The organism is Streptomyces sp. NPDC051364 (assembly GCF_040682115.1).
In the GTDB taxonomy this organism is placed as follows: domain Bacteria; phylum Actinomycetota; class Actinomycetes; order Streptomycetales; family Streptomycetaceae; genus Streptomyces.
In genome coordinates, this window is record NZ_JBFBAH010000006.1 from 350,275 (window position 1) to 367,449 (window position 17,175).

Annotated in this window: 13 protein-coding genes and 1 pseudogene; 10 read left to right on the forward strand and 4 right to left on the reverse strand. The window is 72.5% G+C overall.

Annotated elements, in window-relative coordinates:
* Nucleotides 1-81 precede the first annotated feature (81 nt).
* Nucleotides 82-1,092: a polyprenyl synthetase family protein gene (locus AB0M76_RS16345; protein ID WP_365953447.1), complete on the reverse strand. Its 1,011-nt coding sequence runs from the start codon at nucleotides 1,090-1,092 to the stop codon at nucleotides 82-84.
* Between the two features lie 190 nt (nucleotides 1,093-1,282).
* On the opposite strand from AB0M76_RS16345, the pseudogene AB0M76_RS16350 reads away from it, so the two are divergent.
* A pseudogene (locus tag AB0M76_RS16350) lies at nucleotides 1,283-1,846 on the forward strand (hypothetical protein); the annotation flags it as partial.
* A 14-nt stretch (nucleotides 1,847-1,860) separates the two neighbouring features.
* Entirely contained in the window at nucleotides 1,861-3,861 is a 2,001-nt protein-coding gene (locus AB0M76_RS16355; RefSeq protein ID WP_365953448.1) for a CocE/NonD family hydrolase, read from the forward strand.
* A 17-nt stretch (nucleotides 3,862-3,878) separates the two neighbouring features.
* Here AB0M76_RS16355 and AB0M76_RS16360 read toward each other — a convergent pair whose 3' ends face one another.
* Nucleotides 3,879-4,700 (reverse strand): HAD family hydrolase, encoded by an 822-nt coding sequence (locus tag AB0M76_RS16360; protein ID WP_365953449.1) that lies wholly within the window; start codon nucleotides 4,698-4,700, stop codon nucleotides 3,879-3,881.
* Between the two features lie 141 nt (nucleotides 4,701-4,841).
* Between AB0M76_RS16360 and fahA the strand changes: the two genes are divergently transcribed.
* The 8 genes from fahA (at nucleotide 4,842) to AB0M76_RS16400 (ending at nucleotide 13,864) form a co-directional block, all read left to right on the forward strand.
* On the forward strand, nucleotides 4,842-6,068 hold the full coding sequence (gene fahA / locus AB0M76_RS16365; protein ID WP_328620584.1) for a fumarylacetoacetase: 1,227 nt from the start codon (nucleotides 4,842-4,844) through the stop codon (nucleotides 6,066-6,068).
* A 151-nt stretch (nucleotides 6,069-6,219) separates the two neighbouring features.
* Nucleotides 6,220-6,990, forward strand: a complete 771-nt coding sequence (locus tag AB0M76_RS16370; protein ID WP_266626555.1) for a GntR family transcriptional regulator — start codon at nucleotides 6,220-6,222, stop codon at nucleotides 6,988-6,990.
* Between the two features lie 37 nt (nucleotides 6,991-7,027).
* The gene (locus AB0M76_RS16375) at nucleotides 7,028-7,255 is read left to right on the forward strand and encodes a ferredoxin family protein (RefSeq protein WP_030298062.1); all 228 of its coding nucleotides are present in this window, start codon (nucleotides 7,028-7,030) and stop codon (nucleotides 7,253-7,255) included.
* A 14-nt stretch (nucleotides 7,256-7,269) separates the two neighbouring features.
* Nucleotides 7,270-8,607: an ABC transporter substrate-binding protein gene (locus AB0M76_RS16380; RefSeq protein ID WP_365953450.1), complete on the forward strand. Its 1,338-nt coding sequence runs from the start codon at nucleotides 7,270-7,272 to the stop codon at nucleotides 8,605-8,607.
* Complete coding sequence (locus AB0M76_RS16385) at nucleotides 8,604-9,434, forward strand: ABC transporter permease (RefSeq protein ID WP_365953451.1); 831 nt, start codon at nucleotides 8,604-8,606, stop codon at nucleotides 9,432-9,434. Before AB0M76_RS16380 ends, AB0M76_RS16385 begins: the two co-directional genes overlap by 4 nt.
* Nucleotides 9,435-9,614: 180 nt before the next feature.
* A complete protein-coding gene (locus AB0M76_RS16390; RefSeq protein WP_365953559.1) occupies nucleotides 9,615-10,304 on the forward strand; it encodes an ABC transporter ATP-binding protein in 690 nt (229 codons plus the stop codon).
* 62 nt (nucleotides 10,305-10,366) lie between these two features.
* On the forward strand, nucleotides 10,367-13,192 hold the full coding sequence (locus tag AB0M76_RS16395; protein WP_365953452.1) for a fumarate reductase/succinate dehydrogenase flavoprotein subunit: 2,826 nt from the start codon (nucleotides 10,367-10,369) through the stop codon (nucleotides 13,190-13,192).
* A 90-nt stretch (nucleotides 13,193-13,282) separates the two neighbouring features.
* On the forward strand, nucleotides 13,283-13,864 hold the full coding sequence (locus AB0M76_RS16400; protein WP_365953453.1) for a Uma2 family endonuclease: 582 nt from the start codon (nucleotides 13,283-13,285) through the stop codon (nucleotides 13,862-13,864).
* Between the two features lie 66 nt (nucleotides 13,865-13,930).
* Here AB0M76_RS16400 and nuoN read toward each other — a convergent pair whose 3' ends face one another.
* Entirely contained in the window at nucleotides 13,931-15,577 is a 1,647-nt protein-coding gene (gene nuoN, locus AB0M76_RS16405) for an NADH-quinone oxidoreductase subunit NuoN (RefSeq protein ID WP_365953454.1), read from the reverse strand.
* Nucleotides 15,578-15,582: 5 nt separating this feature from the next.
* Nucleotides 15,583-17,175: an NADH-quinone oxidoreductase subunit M gene (locus tag AB0M76_RS16410; protein WP_365953455.1), complete on the reverse strand. Its 1,593-nt coding sequence runs from the start codon at nucleotides 17,173-17,175 to the stop codon at nucleotides 15,583-15,585.

A 17,175-nucleotide genomic window follows, 5' to 3' on the forward strand; every position in this document is an offset into this window, starting at 1 on the left:
ACGCCCCAGGGATGACAAGACGAGGGCCCGGCATCCCCCACCCGTAGGGGATGCCGGGCCCTCACCTCTGCCGAACGGCTCCTAGCCGGCGCGGTGCACCACCGCGTCGCACAGCTCCTCGAGCGCCGACTTGGCGAAGCACTCCGCCAGCGGGGCGAGCGTGGCCCGCGCGTCCTGCGCGTACCGGATGGTGTCGCGGCGGGCCTGCTCCAGCGCGGGGTGCACCCGCAGCCGGGCGAGCACCTCGGCGTGCAGCGCGTCGTCGGCCAGATCGCCGTCCAGGAGGCCCACGAGCTCCAGGTCGTCGGGGTCGCCACCCTGGGCCGCCATCTGGCGCAGCCGCAGCACGGGCAGCGTCGGGATCCCCTCGCGCAGGTCCGTCCCCGGGGTCTTGCCGGACTCGTGCGAGTCGGAGGCGATGTCGAGGACGTCGTCGGCGAGCTGGAAGGCGGTGCCGAGGCGCTCGCCGTACTGGGTCAGGATGTCGACGACCGACTCGTCGGCGCCGGACATCAGCGCGCCGAACCGGCCGGAGACCGCGATCAGGGAGCCGGTCTTGCCGGCGATGACGTCGAGGTAGTGGGCGACCGGGTCGCGGCCGTCGCGCGGGCCGGCCGTCTCCAGGATCTGGCCCGTCACCAGCCGCTCGAAGGCCTCGGCCTGGATGCGTACGGCCTCCGGCCCGAGGTCGGCCAGGATGTGCGAGGCGCGGGCGAACAGGAAGTCACCCGTCAGGACGGCCACCGAGTTGCCCCAGCGGGCGTTGGCGCTGGCCACACCGCGGCGCACGTCCGCCTCGTCCATGACGTCGTCGTGGTAGAGCGTCGCCAGGTGGGTGAGCTCGACGACCACCGCGGAGGGCACGATCCCGGGCGCGTAGGGATCGCCGAACCGCGAGGCGAGCATCACCAGCAGCGGCCGGAACCGCTTGCCCCCGGCCCGGACCAGATGCTGTGCGGCCTCGGTGATGAAGGGGACTTCGCTCTTGGTGGCTTCCAGCAGACCCGCCTCGACGGCGGCCAGTCCGGCCTGGACATCGGTCTCAAGAGCCTGGTCCCGCACGCTCAGTCCGAACGGCCCGACGACGGTCACGAGGGGTACTCCTGTCTGCTGACGATCACGCGGACGATCACCTGGATTGTCGATGTGTCGCTGCCATCACTCAAGCCAGCGTATCCGGTCTGTTTTCGATCACCGAGAGCGCCCGCCATGTCGCCACCCGCGCAGCGCCCTATGCGCACCGGTATGTTCGTCAGGAACCGAAACGACCGGAGAATGCATTTTGTCCAGAACTGCAACCGAAATAGGGGAACCTGCGGAACCGGTCGACCCGGAGGCGGACCAGCCGCCGCCCGCCGACGACCACGCCTTCCTCGGGCACCCCCGAGGCCTCGCCACGCTGTCCGGACCGGAGGTCTGGGAGCGCTTCTCGTTCCTCGGCATGCAGGCCATCCTCGTCCTCTGCTTCGCGGACGCGGTGGCGAACGGCGGCCTGGGGATGGACCCGGGCACCGCAGTCTCCGTCTCGGCGGCCTACGGGACCATGGTCCACCTCGTCTCCGTCGCCGGCGGATGGCTCGCCGACCGGATCCTCGGTTCGTACCGGGCCGTGCTCTGGGGCGGCGTCCTGATCGCCTGCGGCCACTACGTCATGACCGCGGGTCTGGTCCAGTACGTACTCGGCCGCCGCCATCTGGCCGGACGAAAGCACTCGGCCGAGTACGCCCTCGCGCCCGACGCGATGCGCCGCGCCGTGCGCCGCATCGTCACAGGGCTCCTCGCCGCGGGCGCGCCCGCCACCCTTCTGGCCGCCGCCGGGTGGCTGACCATGGGCCGCTGCGTCGACGAGGTGGTTTCCGCGTGATCATCCGTACCGAGTTCCCGTACGAGGCCACGCACGAGGACGTCCGGATCCCGATGGCCGACGGCGTGGAGCTGTACGCCCGGATCTGGCGCCCGGTGACGGACGAGCCGGTGCCGGCTCTGCTGGAGTACCTGCCGTACCGGCTGACGGACTGGACCGCCCCGCGGGACCGGCAGCGCCACCCCTGGTACGCGGGCCACGGCTATGCCTCCGTACGGGTGGACGTACGCGGCCACGGCTGCAGCGGCGGGAACCCGGGCGACGAGTACGACGCGCGGGAGCTGGCCGACGGGGTCACGGTGGTGGAGTGGCTGGCGGCGCAGCCGTGGTGCACGGGGTCGGTGGGGATGTTCGGGATCTCGTGGGGCGGGTCCAACTCCCTCCAGATCGCGGCACTGGCGCCGGAGGCCCTCAAGGCGGTCGTCACGGTCTGCTCGACGGACGACCGGTACGACAACGACGTCCACTACATGGGCGGCTCGGTGCTGGCCGTGGACATGCACGCATGGGCGGCGACCATGCTGGCCTTCGCGGCGCGCCCGCCGGACCCGCTGTTCGTCGGCGACGGCTGGCGCGAGCAGTGGCTGGCGCGGCTGGAATCCGTCGAACCTCTGATCCACACCTGGCTGGCCCACCAGACGCGGGACGGCTACTGGCGCCACGGCAGCGTCTGCGAGGACTACCCGGCGATCGGCGCGGCCGTCCTCGCGGTGGGCGGCTGGCACGACCCGTACCGGGACGCGGTGCTGCGGCTGGTCTCCCATCTGCCCGCCGAACGGGTGCGGGGGCTGATCGGCCCCTGGTCGCACCAGTACCCGGACCGGGGGCTGCCGCCCGGGCCGGCGATCGGGTTCCTCCAGGAGACCCTGCGGTGGTGGGACCACTGGCTGAAGGGCGCCGAAAACGGGGTGATGGACGAGCCCCTGCTGCGCTCCTGGATCTCGGAGTCCCATCCGCCGGCCACCACCTACGAGGTGCTGCCGGGCCGCTGGGTCGGGGACGCCGAGTGGCCCTCCCCCGCCGTCACCCCCGTCACGTACGCGCTCCAGGGCGCGCCGGTGGCCGTGGCCTCGCCGCAGCACACGGGGCTGGACGCGGGGCGGTTCTTCCCGTTCGGCAACGCCGCGGACCTGCCGCCGGACCAGCGCGAGGAGGACGCGAAGTCGGCCTGCTTCGAGTTCCCGGTGGGGCGCGAGCCGGTGGAGATCCTGGGCCGCGCGCAGGTGACGGCCCGGCTGCGGATGGACGTCCCGTACGGGCAGGTGGTGGCCCGGCTGTGCGACGTGGCGCCCGACGGCTCCTCGACGCTGGTCACCCGGGGCGCGCTGAACCTCTCGGCCCGGCTGGGCCGGGACAAGGCGGTGCCGTGGCCGGTGGGCGCGTACGAGGACGTGGTGTTCGAGCTGAACGGCATCGGGCACCGCTTCGCGGCGGGCCACCGGATCCGGCTCGCGCTGTCCTCGGCGTACTGGCCGTGGATCTGGCCGCGGGCCGGGTCGGAGGCGGGGTGGACGCTGGATCCGGCAGGCAGTGCGCTGGTCCTGCCGGTCCGTGCCGCCGCCGAACCGGATCCGCACATCGGCTTCGAGCCGCCGGAGCAGTCGGAGCCGCTGGGTGTCGTCGTCCCGGCCACGCTGGACGAGCCGCAGCCGGAGCGGCTGGTCGTACGGGACGTCGCGCGCGGGCGGTGGCGGCTGGAGGTGGACCCGCGGTACGGGGGGACGCGGGTGTATCCGGACGGGCTGGAGTACGGGGAGGACGCGCTGGAGGTGTACGAGATCGACTCGGCGGATCCGCTGTCGGCCCGGACCCGCTCGGACTGGCGGATCCGGTTGCACCGGCCGGAACTGGGCTGGGATGTACGGGTGGAGACCCGGTCGGAGGTCTCGTGCGACGAGGGTGGCTTCGTCACGTCGAACGAGGTGGTGTGCCGGGAGGGGGACGAAGTGGTCTTCCACCGGACGTGGGAGCGGCGGTTGCCGCGGGCGGCGGGTTGATGGCGCGCGGGGCCGGATCAGCCGGGGAAGAGGCGTTCCAGGACCACCGCGATGCCGTCCTGTTCGTTCGAGAGGGTCAGCTCGTCGGCCACGGCCATCAGTTCGCGGTGGGCGTTGGCCATCGCCACGCCGTGCGCCGCCCACGCGAACATCGGGATGTCGTTCGGCATGTCGCCGAAGGCGATCGTCGACGACGGGCCGACGCCCAGCACCTCCGCCGCCAGGGCCAGCCCGCTGGCCTTGCTGACGCCCGGCGGCTGGAGCTCCACCGTGTGCTCCCCCGCCATCGTCACGTTCACCAGGTCCCCGACCACCGAACGGGCGACCCGCGTCAGCTCGTCGTCGTCCAGCTCCGGGTGCTGGAGCAGCACCTTGTTGATCGGCGCGGCCCACAGGTCACCGCGCCTGTGCACCCGGACCGTCGGGAGGTGCGGGTGCCACATCCGGTAGCCCGGCCCTATCAGCATCTCGGCGTCCACCCCCTCCTGGTTGACCGCCGCGTACACCTCACCGATCTCCGCCTCGATCTTCCCGAGCGCCACGTCCGCCAGGTCCCGGTCCAGCGGAATGGAGTGCAACAGGCGTGCGCACGCCGTGTCGTACACCTGCGCGCCCTGCCCGCACACCGCGAGCCCTGTGTAGCCGAGGTCGTCCAGGACGTGCCGGACCTGTGGGACGGGGCGCCCGGTGACGATGATGTGCTGGGCGCCGGCGGCGCGCGCCGTCGCGAGCGCCGCGTACGACCGCGCGGAGACGGTGTCTCCGGCGCGCAGCAGGGTCCCGTCCAGGTCAGTGGCGATCAAGGCATAGGGGAGGGCCGAAAGCGGGGCGGAAGTCACGGCGCAAGGATACGGACCCCTTTGGACAAGTCCTACAAATAGAGCCCGTATCCGGCCTCCCGCAGGCCCCACTGGCCACGTAACGTATCAACCAGCCCACCGGGACACCCCCGGACCGCGTCGAAAGCGAGGCAGTACCCCATGCCCCAGCAGAGCCCCCTCGATGTGCCCGAGGGCGACCCGTTCGGGCCGCACAACCTCCCGTACGGCGTCTTCTCCACCTCCGCGGAGCCCGGGCGCCGTCGCATCGGTGTGCGCATCGGCGGACACGTGCTCGACGCGGGGGCGGCCGCGGTCGCACTCGGTTCCCCGTACGCCGCGCTGCTCGGGCAGTCCTCGCTCAACCCGCTGCTGGCCGCCGGCCGCACCGCCTGGCGCGATGTGCGCCGCGCGCTGACCGCCTGGGTGACCGACCCCGGCCACCGCGTGACGGTCGAGCCGCACCTCGTCCCGCTGGACGCCGTCACCCTGCACCTGCCGTACGAGGTCGCCGACTACGTCGACTTCTACGCGAGCGAGCACCACGCCACCAACGTCGGCCGGATGTTCCGCCCGGACGGGGACGCGCTCACCCCCAACTGGAAGCACCTGCCGATCGGTTACCACGGCCGCTCCGGCACGATCGTCGTCTCCGGCACCGATGTCGTCCGCCCCTCCGGGCAGCGCAAGGCGCCGGCCGACCCGGCGCCCGTCTTCGGCCCGTCCGTCAAGCTCGACATCGAGGCCGAGGTCGGCTTCGTCGTCGGCACCCCGTCCGAGCTGGGCAGCCCGGTGCCGCTGGGCGCCTTCGAGGACCACGTGTTCGGGCTGTTCCTGCTCAACGACTGGTCGGCGCGCGACATCCAGGCCTGGGAGTACGTGCCGCTGGGGCCCTTCCTCGGCAAGTCCTTCGCCACCTCCGTCTCCGCCTGGGTAACCCCGCTGGAGGCCCTGGAGGCGGCCCGGGTCGCCCCGCCGGCCCGCGACTTCCCCCTCCTGCCCTACCTCGAAGACGCCGACGCCGACCGGCCCGGCGGCTTCGACCTGCACATCACCGTGTCCATCAACGGGCAGGAGGTCGCGCAGCCGCCGTTCGCGACGATGTACTGGACCGCCGCCCAGCAGCTCGCGCACATGACCGTCAACGGCGCCTCCCTGCGCACCGGCGACGTCTTCGGCTCGGGCACGGTCAGCGGACCCGAGGTCGGACAGCGCGGCTCGCTGCTGGAGCTGACGTGGAACGGACGCGACGCCATCGAGCTCGCCGACGGCAAGCGCACCTTCCTCGAGGACGGCGACACCGTCACCATGACCGCCTGGGCCCCGGGCCCCGAGGGCACCCGCGTGGGCCTGGGCGAGGTCACCGGCCGCATTGTGGGATCCCGCTAGTCCGCCCATCGGGACGAACAGCCTCACCGGGGTGGCGGATCTTTCCGCCACCCCGGCGTCGTAGCAGGTCACAGCCCTGCGTCTGAGGCCTCGCGGTGGCGCAACACTGCGGCAACACCACCGGCCGGGGGCCGTCGGTATGTTCCGTGCCATGCCAGCCGAACGCACCCGTGAGCACACCGTCCCGGTCGCCGCCGCGCGCCGGCGGCGACTGCGCGCGGACCAGGCGCGGCAGCTCGCCGACCTGCTGCGCCACCAGATCCTGGCCGGCGGCTACCCCGGCGGGGTCCTCCCCCTGGAGGACGCCCTCGCCGCCGACTACGGAGCCGGCCGCAACACCGTCCGCCAGGCCCTCGACCTGCTGCGCGGCGAGCGGCTCGTCGAACGCCGGCCCGGGGTCGGGACCGTCGTCGTCTGCGAGAAGTACCCGCACGGCCTCGACCGCCTCCAGGGCCTGGCCGAAACCCTGCACGAGCACGGCCGGGTGACCAACGAGGTCCGTACCGTCGGCCCGGTGCGCGCCCCCGCCCCGGTCGCCGGCCGACTGCGGCTTCCCGAGCACGCGGACGTGCTCTACATCGAACGGCTGCGGCGCCTGAACGGGCTCCCGCTCTCCCTCGACCTCACGTACGTCCCCCTGGACATCGGCGCCGAACTGCTCGGCTGCGACCTGGAGAACACCGACGTCTTCCGGCTGCTGGAGTCCCTGACGGGACAGCCCCTCGGCCACGCCGAGATCACCCTCGAGGCCGTCAACGCCGACGCGCACTCCGCCGCCGTCCTCCAGGCCCCGCGCGGGGCCGCCGTGCTGATGCTGGAGCGGCTCACCCATCTGGGCGACGGCCGGCCCGTGGACCTGGAGTTCATCCGCTTCCGCGGCGACCGGATCACCATGAGCGGCCTGCTCCGCCGCTCCCTCTGAGCCCCGCCTTCCCCCACCTTCCTTCCTGGAGACAGCCATGCCTCTGGTCCCCCAGCGCGGCGACGTGCCCGTGACCATCGACGAGTCCCTGTGCATCGACGGCTGCACCCTCTGCGTCGACATGTGCCCGCTCGACTCCCTCGCGATCCACCAGGACAGCGGCAAGGCGTACATGCACGTGGACGAGTGCTGGTACTGCGGCCCGTGCGCCGCCCGCTGTCCCACGGGCGCGGTGACCGTCAACATGCCGTACCTGCTCCGGTGAAAGGCCCTCTTGCGATGCGCAGTTCGAAATCCCTCGCCCTGACCCTGCTCCTCGCCCTGCCGGCCACCGCGTGCAGCAGCGCGTCCGGGGCGGACGGCCCCAGGACCGTGACCGTGACCGTCGGCTACCAGTCCAAGACCATCAACACCGTCACCGCCGGCACCCTGCTGCGCTCCCTCGGCTACTTCGAGCAGGAGCTCGCGGCGCGCGGCAAGCAGGACGGCGTCACGTACAAGGTCGACTGGCAGGACTACGCCACGGGCGCGCCCATCACCGCCCAGATGACCGCCGGGAAGATCGACATCGGTTCGATGGGCGATTTCCCGCTCCTGATCAACGCGGCCCGCGGCAAGGAGCTGAAGCAGCCGACCCGCCTCGTCTCCGTGACCGGCTACAACCTGCGCGGCGGCCTCAACACCGTCGTCACCACGCCGAACGCGAAGTTCGAGTCGCTGGCCGACCTGCGCGGCAAGAAGGTGTCGACCTCGGTCGGCTCCGCCGCGGACGGGACCCTCGTACGGGCCCTGCAGCGCGCCGGGATCGATCCTTCGAGCGGTATCCAGAAGCTCAACCAGCAGCCCAGCGTGGGCGCTTCGGCCCTCCAGGCGGGCAGTGCGGACGCGCTGTCGCAGTTCGTGGCCTGGCCGGGGCAGCTCGCGTACGAGGGGAAGGCCAAGGCGCTCTACGACGGCGCCGAGCTGAACCTGCCGACCTTCCACGGGGTCACGGTGCGGCAGACGTTCGCGGCAGAACGGGCCGGCGTACTGGACGACTTCCTGCGGGCGCAGCGCAAGGCGACCGAGTACCTGCGGACGCAGCCGGTCGCGGCGGCCGAGTCGGTGGCGAAGGAGACCGGGCTGCCGGCGGAGGTCGTGTACCTGTACAACGGCGCGAACGGGATCGCGACCTTCGACCCGGCGCTGCGGCCGGAGCTGCTGGCGGCGCTGAAGGAGGACGTGCCGGTCCTCAAGGACGCGAAGCTGGTCGGCGACGTGGACGTCGACGCGTTCGTGGACCCGGCGCCGCTGAAGCGCGCCGTGCCGGACGCGGACTACCCGGCGGCGGCGCCCGCCCGCCCCGAGCTGTGGCTGAAGAACGAGCCCGCCACCCGGACCTTCGACACCCCGGCGGCCCTCCTGAAGGCCCTGAAGGGCGCGGACGTACGGGCGGCGTACGTGCCGGACGCGGTGACCGGGACCCTCTGGTTCGCCGACAAGGCGGTGTGGGTGGCGGAGGGCTCCGAACTGCGGGCGTTCGTCACGCCGGCGGGCGCCACGTCGTACGTCGACCGGCACAGGGGATCCGGGGCGCGGATCGTGAGCTTCGCCGAAGCCGGAGGCATCGCGTCATGACCCCGGGGCGCCGGCTGCTGCGCGTGGCTTCGCTGGGGGCGGCCCTGGTGGCGTGGCAGCTGCTGACTTCGCTGGATGTGGAACTCTGGCTCCGGTTCGGGCAGTTCCCGACGGTGGGGGAGGTCGCGGCGAAGCTCGCCGAGCGGGCGTCGACCGGTCCGTACTGGCAGGACCTCGTCTCCAGCCTGAGCCGGATCGTGTCGGGCTTCGCGCTGGCAGCGATGCTGGGGGTGGCGGTGGGCACGGCGATCGCCCGCTCGCGGGTGGCGGCGGACGTGCTGGGCCCGGTGCTGGAGGTACTGCGCCCGATCCCGGCCATCGCGCTCGTCCCGGTCGCGATCCTCCTCTTCCCCTCGAACGAGCAGGGGATCGTGTTCATCACGTGCACGGCGGCGTTCTTCCCGGTCCTGGTGTCGACACGGCACGCGGTGGCGGCGTTGTCCCCGGTCTGGGAGGAGGCGGTCCTGACGATGGGCGGGGGCCGGGGGCGGATCCTGATGTCGGTGATCGTCCCCGGCGCGCTGCCAGGCATCTTCGGGGGCCTCTCGGTCGGGATCGGGGTCGGGTGGATCTGCGTGATCTCGGCGGAGATGATCTCGGGCGAGTACGGGGTGGGCTACCGCACGTGGCAGGACTACACGGTGGTGGACTACCCGGGAGTCTTCGTCGGCATGGCCACGATCGGCGCACTGGGCTGGCTGACCTCGACGGCGGTGGAACGCCTGGGCCGCCGCCTGACCCACTGGCTCCCGACCCGCAGCACGGGCCTGGGCCCGGCACCAAGCCCCCGCCCCCGCCGACCGGCCCCGGAACCGGCCGTTCCGTGAGGCCGTGGCCTCGCCGGCCCGGGGTGCCCGGCCCTGCCCGGCGGGCCCGGAACCCACCGTTCCCTGATCCGGCGGGAGCCGCCGCGCCGCCGATCGGCAGTCAACGACTCACAGGAGGTCTCCGTGCCCGCAACCGCGGCCGTACTCAGCACCACCGCACCCCCAGGCGCCACCTTCCGGCTGGACGGGGTCCGGCTCGGCCGGGCGGGCGGCAGCGCCGTGCTCGACGGGCTCGGCCTCCGGATCCGGGCCGGGGAGGTACTGGCCGTCGTAGGGCCCTCCGGATGCGGGAAGTCCACGCTGCTGCGCACCCTGGCCGGGCTGCTGCCTCCGCTCTCCGGCACCGTCACGCAGGACGGAGCCCCGATCACCCGGCCCGACGCCGACCGGGCGCTCATCTTCCAGGACGACGCCCTGCTGCCTTGGCGCACCGTGCGGGGGAACGTCGAACTGCCCCTCGCCATCCGGCGCGTGCCCCGCGTCGAGCGGCGGCGGACCGCCGAGGACTGGCTGGCCCGCGTCGGCCTCGCGGAGCACGCGCACAAGCTCCCGCACCAGATCTCCGGCGGCCAGCGCCAGCGCGTCCAGCTGGCCCGCGCACTCGCCGCGCGCCCCCGCGCCGTCCTCATGGACGAGCCCTTCGGCGCGCTCGACGCCCAGACCCGCACCGGGATGCAGGACCTCCTGGTCGACGTCCTCGCCTGCACCGGGGCGACGGTCGTCTTCGTCACCCACGACGTGGACGAGGCCCTCTTCGTGGGCGACCGCATCGCGCTGCTCCACGCCGACACCGTGGTCGACGTACCGCTTCCGCGCGACCGGTCCGCCGATCGTTCGGCCCTCCGCCGCCGGATCCTCTCCTCCCTCTGACCGCCGGCCTCCGGCCCCTGGCCCCGACTCCCGACCCCCGACCCCCGAAGGGCAGCCCCACCATGGACATCCCCGCGATCGCCGACGCCGAGGAACTCTCCTGCGACGTCCTCGTCATCGGCGGCGGCACCGCCGGCACCATGGCGGCCCTGACCGCCGCCGGCCGCGGCGCCCGGGTCCTGCTGCTGGAGAAGGCGCACGTACGCCACTCCGGCGCCCTCGCCATGGGCATGGACGGGGTCAACAACGCGGTCGTCCCCGGCCGCGCCGAGCCCGACCACTACGTCGCCGAGATCACCCGCGCCAACGACGGCGTCGTCGACCAGTCCACCGTCCGCCAGACCGCCACCCGCGGCTTCGCGATGGTGCAGCGCCTGGAGTCGTACGGCGTGAAGTTCGAGAAGGACGAGCACGGCGAGTACGCGGTGCGCCGCGTCCACCGCTCCGGCTCGTACGTGCTGCCCATGCCCGAGGGCAAGGACGTCAAGAAGGTCCTCTACCGGCAGCTGCGCCGCCGCGAGATGCGCGAGCGGATCCGGATCGAGAACCGGGTGATGCCGGTCCGGGTCCTCACCTCGCCCGAGGACGGCCGGGCCATCGGCGCGGCCGCCTTCAACACCCGTACCGGCGCCTTCGTGACGGTCCGCGCGGGCGCGGTCATCCTCGCGACGGGCCCCTGCGGCCGGCTCGGACTCCCCGCCTCCGGATACCTCTACGGGACGTACGAGAACCCGACCAACGCGGGCGACGGCTACGCCATGGCCTACCACGCGGGCGCGGCCCTCACCGGCATCGAGTGCTTCCAGATCAACCCGCTGATCAAGGACTACAACGGGCCGGCGTGCGCGTACGTCGCGAACCCCTTCGGCGGCTACCAGGTCAACCGGCACGGCGAGCGGTTCGTCGACTCCGACTACTGGTCGGGGCAGATGATGTCCGAGTTCGCGGCCGAACTCGCCTCGGACCGGGGGCCGGTGTACCTGAAGCTCAGCCACCTTCCGGAGGAGACCGTCTCCGCCCTCGAATCGATCCTGCACACCACGGAGCGGCCGACCCGCGGCACCTTCCACGCGGGCCGCGGCCACGACTACCGCACGCACGACATCGAGATGCACATCTCGGAGATCGGACTGTGCGGGGGCCACTCGGCGTCGGGCGTGCGCGTCGACGACCACGCACGCACCACCGTGCCGCGGCTGTACGCGGCCGGGGACCTGGCCTCCGTGCCGCACAACTACATGATCGGGGCGTTCGTCTTCGGCGACCTGGCGGGCGAGGACGCGGCGCAGTACACGGCGTACGAGGGCCCGCTCCCGGCGGACCAGGTGGCGACGGCGCACGAGCTGGTCTACCGTCCGCTGCGCCGGCCGGACGGGCCGCCGCAGCCGCAGGTGGAGTACAAACTGCGGCGCTTCGTCAACGACTACGTGGCCCCGCCGAAGACGGGCGCGAAGCTCTCCCTCGCCGTGGAGGCCTTCACCCGGATGAGCGGCGAGATCGAGGAGATGGGGGCGCAGACCCCGCACGAGCTGATGCGGTGCGCGGAGGTGTCCTTCATCCGGGACTGCGCGGAGATGGCGGCCCGGGCGTCGCTGGCCCGGACGGAGTCCCGCTGGGGCCTGTACCACGAGCGGCTCGACCACCCGGAGCGCGACGACCCGGCCTGGCTGCACCACCTGGACCTGCGCAAGTCGGCCTCGGGGGCGATGGAGTTCACGGCCCGGCCGGTGGAGCCGTACGTGGTCCCCGTCCCCGAATTCACGCCGGCGGGCGGCCCCTCCCGCCACCTGGGCGAGGTCGAACTGGTCGGCGTGGCGACGGCGGGCCCCCGCGAGACCGCGCCCCGGCCGGGCGGAGCCGAGCCTTCCGCCGCAGCGGGGCTCGCGGCCGGCGCGGCCCCCGGCTCCGGCGCCCGGCCCGGGGCGGACACGCAGCCCGGGGCGCCCGCCGAGGCCCGCCCCTCCGGTGCCGCGACCGCCGCCGGTGCGGGGACCGCGCCCGGTACCGGCCCGGCCGCCGCCTCCCCGCAGCTTCTGGCCCTGCTCGCGGTCGCCGAGGAGTCACCCTCCTTGGACGCGCTCCGGCCCTATCTGACCGACCCCGACCCGGGCGTGCGCGCCGCCGCCGTCGGCGTCGTCACCGAAACCGTCCCGGCCGGCGCCGGCCCGGCCCTGGCCGCCGGCCTGGCCGACCCGGCGCCCACGGTCCGGGCGGCAGCCGCGGCCTCGCTGCGGGAGCTGCTGGAGGTCCTGCCAGCTGATCCGGACCTCGGGGCCGCCCTGCGCGCGGCACTCGCCGTACCGGACCCGGTGGTGCGCGCCGCCGCCCTGGAGGCCCTGCGCGCGCTGCGCCTCGGCGAGGCCGGCCTGTACGCGGAGTCCCTCGCGGACCCCGACCCGGAGGTCCGTATCCACGCGGTCCGGGCCCTGGTCTCGGTCGACGCCGTCCCGGCCCTCGCGCGGGCCGCCTCCGATCCGGCCCGCGAGGTCCGCGTGGCGGTGGCCAAGGGCCTCGCGGCGGTCCACGCCCCGGCCCCCGCCCCGCTGGACCCGCTCCTCTCGGACCCGGACCCACTGGTCCGCGCCGCGGCCCTGGCGGCCCTTGCGGCCACGGGCTGCCCGGCCGACTACACGGCCACCGCCATCACGGCCCTCACCGACCCGTCGTGGCAGGTCCGCGCGGGCGCCGCCACCGCCCTCTCGGCGGCCACCCCCGCCACGGCCGTCGACCCCCTGGGCCATGCCCTGAAGGACGACAACGCGGACGTCCGCAAGGCCGCCGTCCTCTCCCTCCGCACCCACCGCACCACCCCCCAGGCCCGCGCAGCCCTGGCCACGGCCACCTCCGACCCGGACGCGGATGTCCGCGCATATGCCAGCCGCCACTGACGGGGTCAACATCACAGCCCCGTTCACACGTGGGGACGGTCCCGGAAGGATCTCCGGCGATACGCCGACGAGCCCGGGAGACTCCCCGGCATGGAACCCGAGGACATCGAGCCGGCATATCGCTGGCCGATCCCCCCTACGGTCGGCTGGACGGCAGACGACCTCGACCTTCTCCCGGACTTGCCGCCGCACACCGAACTGATCGACGGAAGCCTGGTCTTCAGGAGTCCGCAGACCCTCTTCCACATGCGAACGGTCAGCTTCATCACCTACCGCCTCGAGGCGCTGATCCCACCGGGGCTGGAGGTCATACGCGAGTTCACCATCGACATCGACCGTCACAACCGGCCCGAGCCCGATGTCATCGTGGTCGACGAGGCCGCCCTCCAGAGCATGGAGCAGACCCGGCTCCCTGCCGAGTCCGTACAGCTCGCCGTCGAGGTCGTGTCCCCCGATTCCGTCCCGCGCGATCGGCACAGCAAGCCCCTCAAGTACGCCTGCGCCAAGATCCCGCACTTCTGGCGGGTGGAGAACAACGACGGCCGAGCCGTGGTCTACATCTACGAACTCGACCCGGCCACCAAGGCGTACGTGGCCACCGGCATCTTCCGCGACCGGCTCAAGGTTTCGGTGCCGTACGACATCGACCTCGATCTCACGGCCGGCCGGTGAGGAAACACACGGGGGCCCGGCTCCCCCCAAGGGAGCCGGGCCCCGGTACAGCCACGCGACAGCCGGTCACCGCACGAACGTGCTCGCCTGCCCCGCCAGGTCCAGGAAGTACTGCGGCGCCAGGCCCAGCACCAGCGTCACCGCCACGCCCACCGCGATGGTGGTCATCGTCAGCGGCGACGGGACGGCCACCGTCGGGCCGTCCGGCTTCGGCTCGCTGAAGAACATCAGGACGATCACCCGGATGTAGAAGAACGCGGCGATCGCGGACGAGATGACACCGACCACGACCAGCACACCCGCGCCGCCCTCCGCCGCCGCCTTGAACACGGCGAACTTGCCGGTGAAGCCGGACGTCAGCGGGATGCCGGCGAAGGCCAGCAGGAACACCGCGAAGACCGCCGCCGTCATCGGGGAACGGCGGCCCAGGCCCGCCCACTTGGACAGGTGCGTCGCCTCGCCGCCCGCATCGCGCACCAGCGTGACCACCGCGAAGGCGCCGATCGTCACGAAGGAGTACGCGAACAGGTAGAAGAGGACGGACTGGACGCCCTGCGCCGACGTCGCGATCACACCGGCCAGGATGAAGCCCGCGTGCGCGATCGAGGAGTACGCCAGCAGGCGCTTGACGTCGGTCTGGGTCACCGCGATCACCGCGCCGGCCAGCATCGTCACGATGGCCACGCCCCACATGACCGGCCGCCAGTCCCACCGCAGGCCCGGGAGGACCACGTACAGCAGGCGCAGCATCGCGCCGAAGGCGGCCACCTTCGTCGCCGCCGCCATGAAGCCCGTGACCGGGGTCGGGGCGCCCTGGTAGACGTCCGGGGTCCACATGTGGAACGGGACCGCGCCGACCTTGAAGAGCAGGCCCATCAGGATCAGCGCCCCGCCGATCAGCAGCAGCGCATCGTTGCCCATGGTGTCGGCCAGCGCCGGGTCGATCTTCGTGACCGTGCCGTCGACCACGTCGGCGATGGCCGCGTACGAGACCGAGCCCGCGTACCCGTAGACCAGCGCGATGCCGAAGAGGAGGAAGGCCGAGGAGAAGGCCCCGAGCAGGAAGTACTTGACCGCCGCCTCCTGCGACATCAGCCGCTGGCGGCGGGCGACGGCGCAGAGCAGGTACAGCGGGAGGGAGAAGACCTCCAGGGCCACGAACAGCGTCAGCAGGTCGTTGGCCGCCGGGAAGATCAGCATCCCGGAGATCGCGAACAGCACCAGCGGGAAGACCTCGGTGGTGGTGAAGCCCGCCTTGACGGCGGCCTTCTCGCTGTCGCTGCCCGGTACGGACGCCGCCTGCGCGGCGAACGAGTCCACCCGGTTGCCGTGCGCGGCCGGGTCCAGGCGCCGCTCGGCGAAGGTGAAGACCGCGACGATCGAGGCCAGCAGGATGGTCCCCTGCAGGAACAGCGCCGGGCCGTCCACGGCCACGGCGCCCATCGCCGCGATGTGCGCTTTGTCGCTCCCGTACCCGCCGGCGGCGAGGCCGACGACCGCCGCGAAGGCCGAGGCCAGCGCGGCGACGGCGAGGAACACCTGGACGTAGTAGCGGGACTTGCGCGGTACGAAGGCCTCGACGAGGACTCCGAGGACCGCCGCGCCCACCACGATCAGCGTGGGCGCGAGCTGCGCGTACTCGATGTGCGGGGCCGGGATCCGGTCGACCGGCTCCCCGGCCGCCAGCGTCAGCAGCCCTCGGGCAGCAGCCATGGTGCTCACTTCGCCGCCTCCCCGTTCTTGGCCTCGACGGCCACCTGTGGCTTCGGATCCTTCTCGTGTACGTCGGACAAGGTGTGCTCCACCGCCGGGTTGACGATCTGGGTGAGCGGCTTCGGGTACACGCCCAGCCCGATCAGCAGCACGATCAGCGGGGCGACCACCAGCACCTCCCGCAGGCGCAGGTCCGGCATGGTGCGGACCTCCTCCTTCACGGGGCCGGTCATCGTGCGCTGATAGAGCACCAGCGTGTACAGCGCGGCCAGCACGATGCCGATGGTGGCGATGATGCCGATGACCGGGTATCGGGCGAACGTGCCGACCAGGACCAGGAATTCACTGACGAAGGGCGCGAGGCCCGGCAGCGACAGGGTGGCGAGGCCGCCGACCAGGAAGGTGCCGGCCAGTACCGGGGCCACCTTCTGCACACCGCCGTAGTCGGCGATGAGCCGGGAGCCGCGCCGCGAGATCAGGAAGCCGGCCACCAGCATCAGCGCGGCCGTCGAGATCCCGTGGTTGACCATGTACAGCGTTGCGCCCGACTGCCCCTGGGAGGTCATCGCGAAGATGCCCATGATGATGAACCCGAAGTGCGAGATCGAGGCGTACGCGACCAGCCGCTTGATGTCCCGCTGCCCGACCGCGACCAGCGCGCCGTAGACGATGCTGATCAGGGCGAGGACGAGGATCACCGGGGTGGCCCACTTGCTGGCGTCGGGGAACAGCCCGAGGCAGAAGCGGAGCATCGCGAAGGTGCCGACCTTGTCGACGACCGCGGTGATCAGTACGGCGACCGGGGCGGTGGACTCGCCCATCGCGTTCGGCAGCCAGGTGTGCAGCGGCCACAGCGGGGCCTTCACCGCGAAGGCGAAGAAGAAGCCGAGGAACAGCAGCCGCTCGGTGTTGGTCGTCATGTCGAGCGTGCCCGCGGCTCGGGCGGCGGCGATCTCCTGGAGCGAGAAGTTCCCGGCGACCACGTACAGCCCGATGACCGCAGCCAGCATGATCAGGCCGCCGACCAGGTTGTAGAGGAGGAACTTGACCGCCGCGTACGAGCGCTGCGCGGCCGCGTTCTCATCGCTGCCGGCATGTGCCCGGTCCCCGAAGCCGCCGATGAGGAAGTACATCGGGATGAGCATGGCTTCGAAGAAGATGTAGAAGAGGAAGACGTCGGTGGCCTCGAAGGAGATGATCACCATCGCCTCGACCAGCAGGATCAGGGCGAAGAAGCCCTGCGTCGGCCGCCAGCGGGAGGAGTGCGTCTCCAGCGGGTCGGCGTCGTGCCAGCCGGCCCCGATGACGAAGGGGATCAGCAGGGCGGTGAGCGCGATCAGCGCCACCCCGATGCCGTCGACGCCCAGTTCGTAGCGGACGCCGAAGTCGGGGATCCAGGCATGTGATTCGGTGAGCTGGTAGCGGGCGCCACCGGGCTCGAAGCGGACCGCGACGAGCACGGCCAGGGCCAGCGTCGCCAGCGAGACCAGCAGCGCGAGCCACTTGGCGGCGGTCCTGCGGGCGGCCGGGACGGCCGCCGTCAGGACGGCGCCGACCGCGGGGACCACGGCCGTCACCGTCAGAAGCGGGAAACTCAT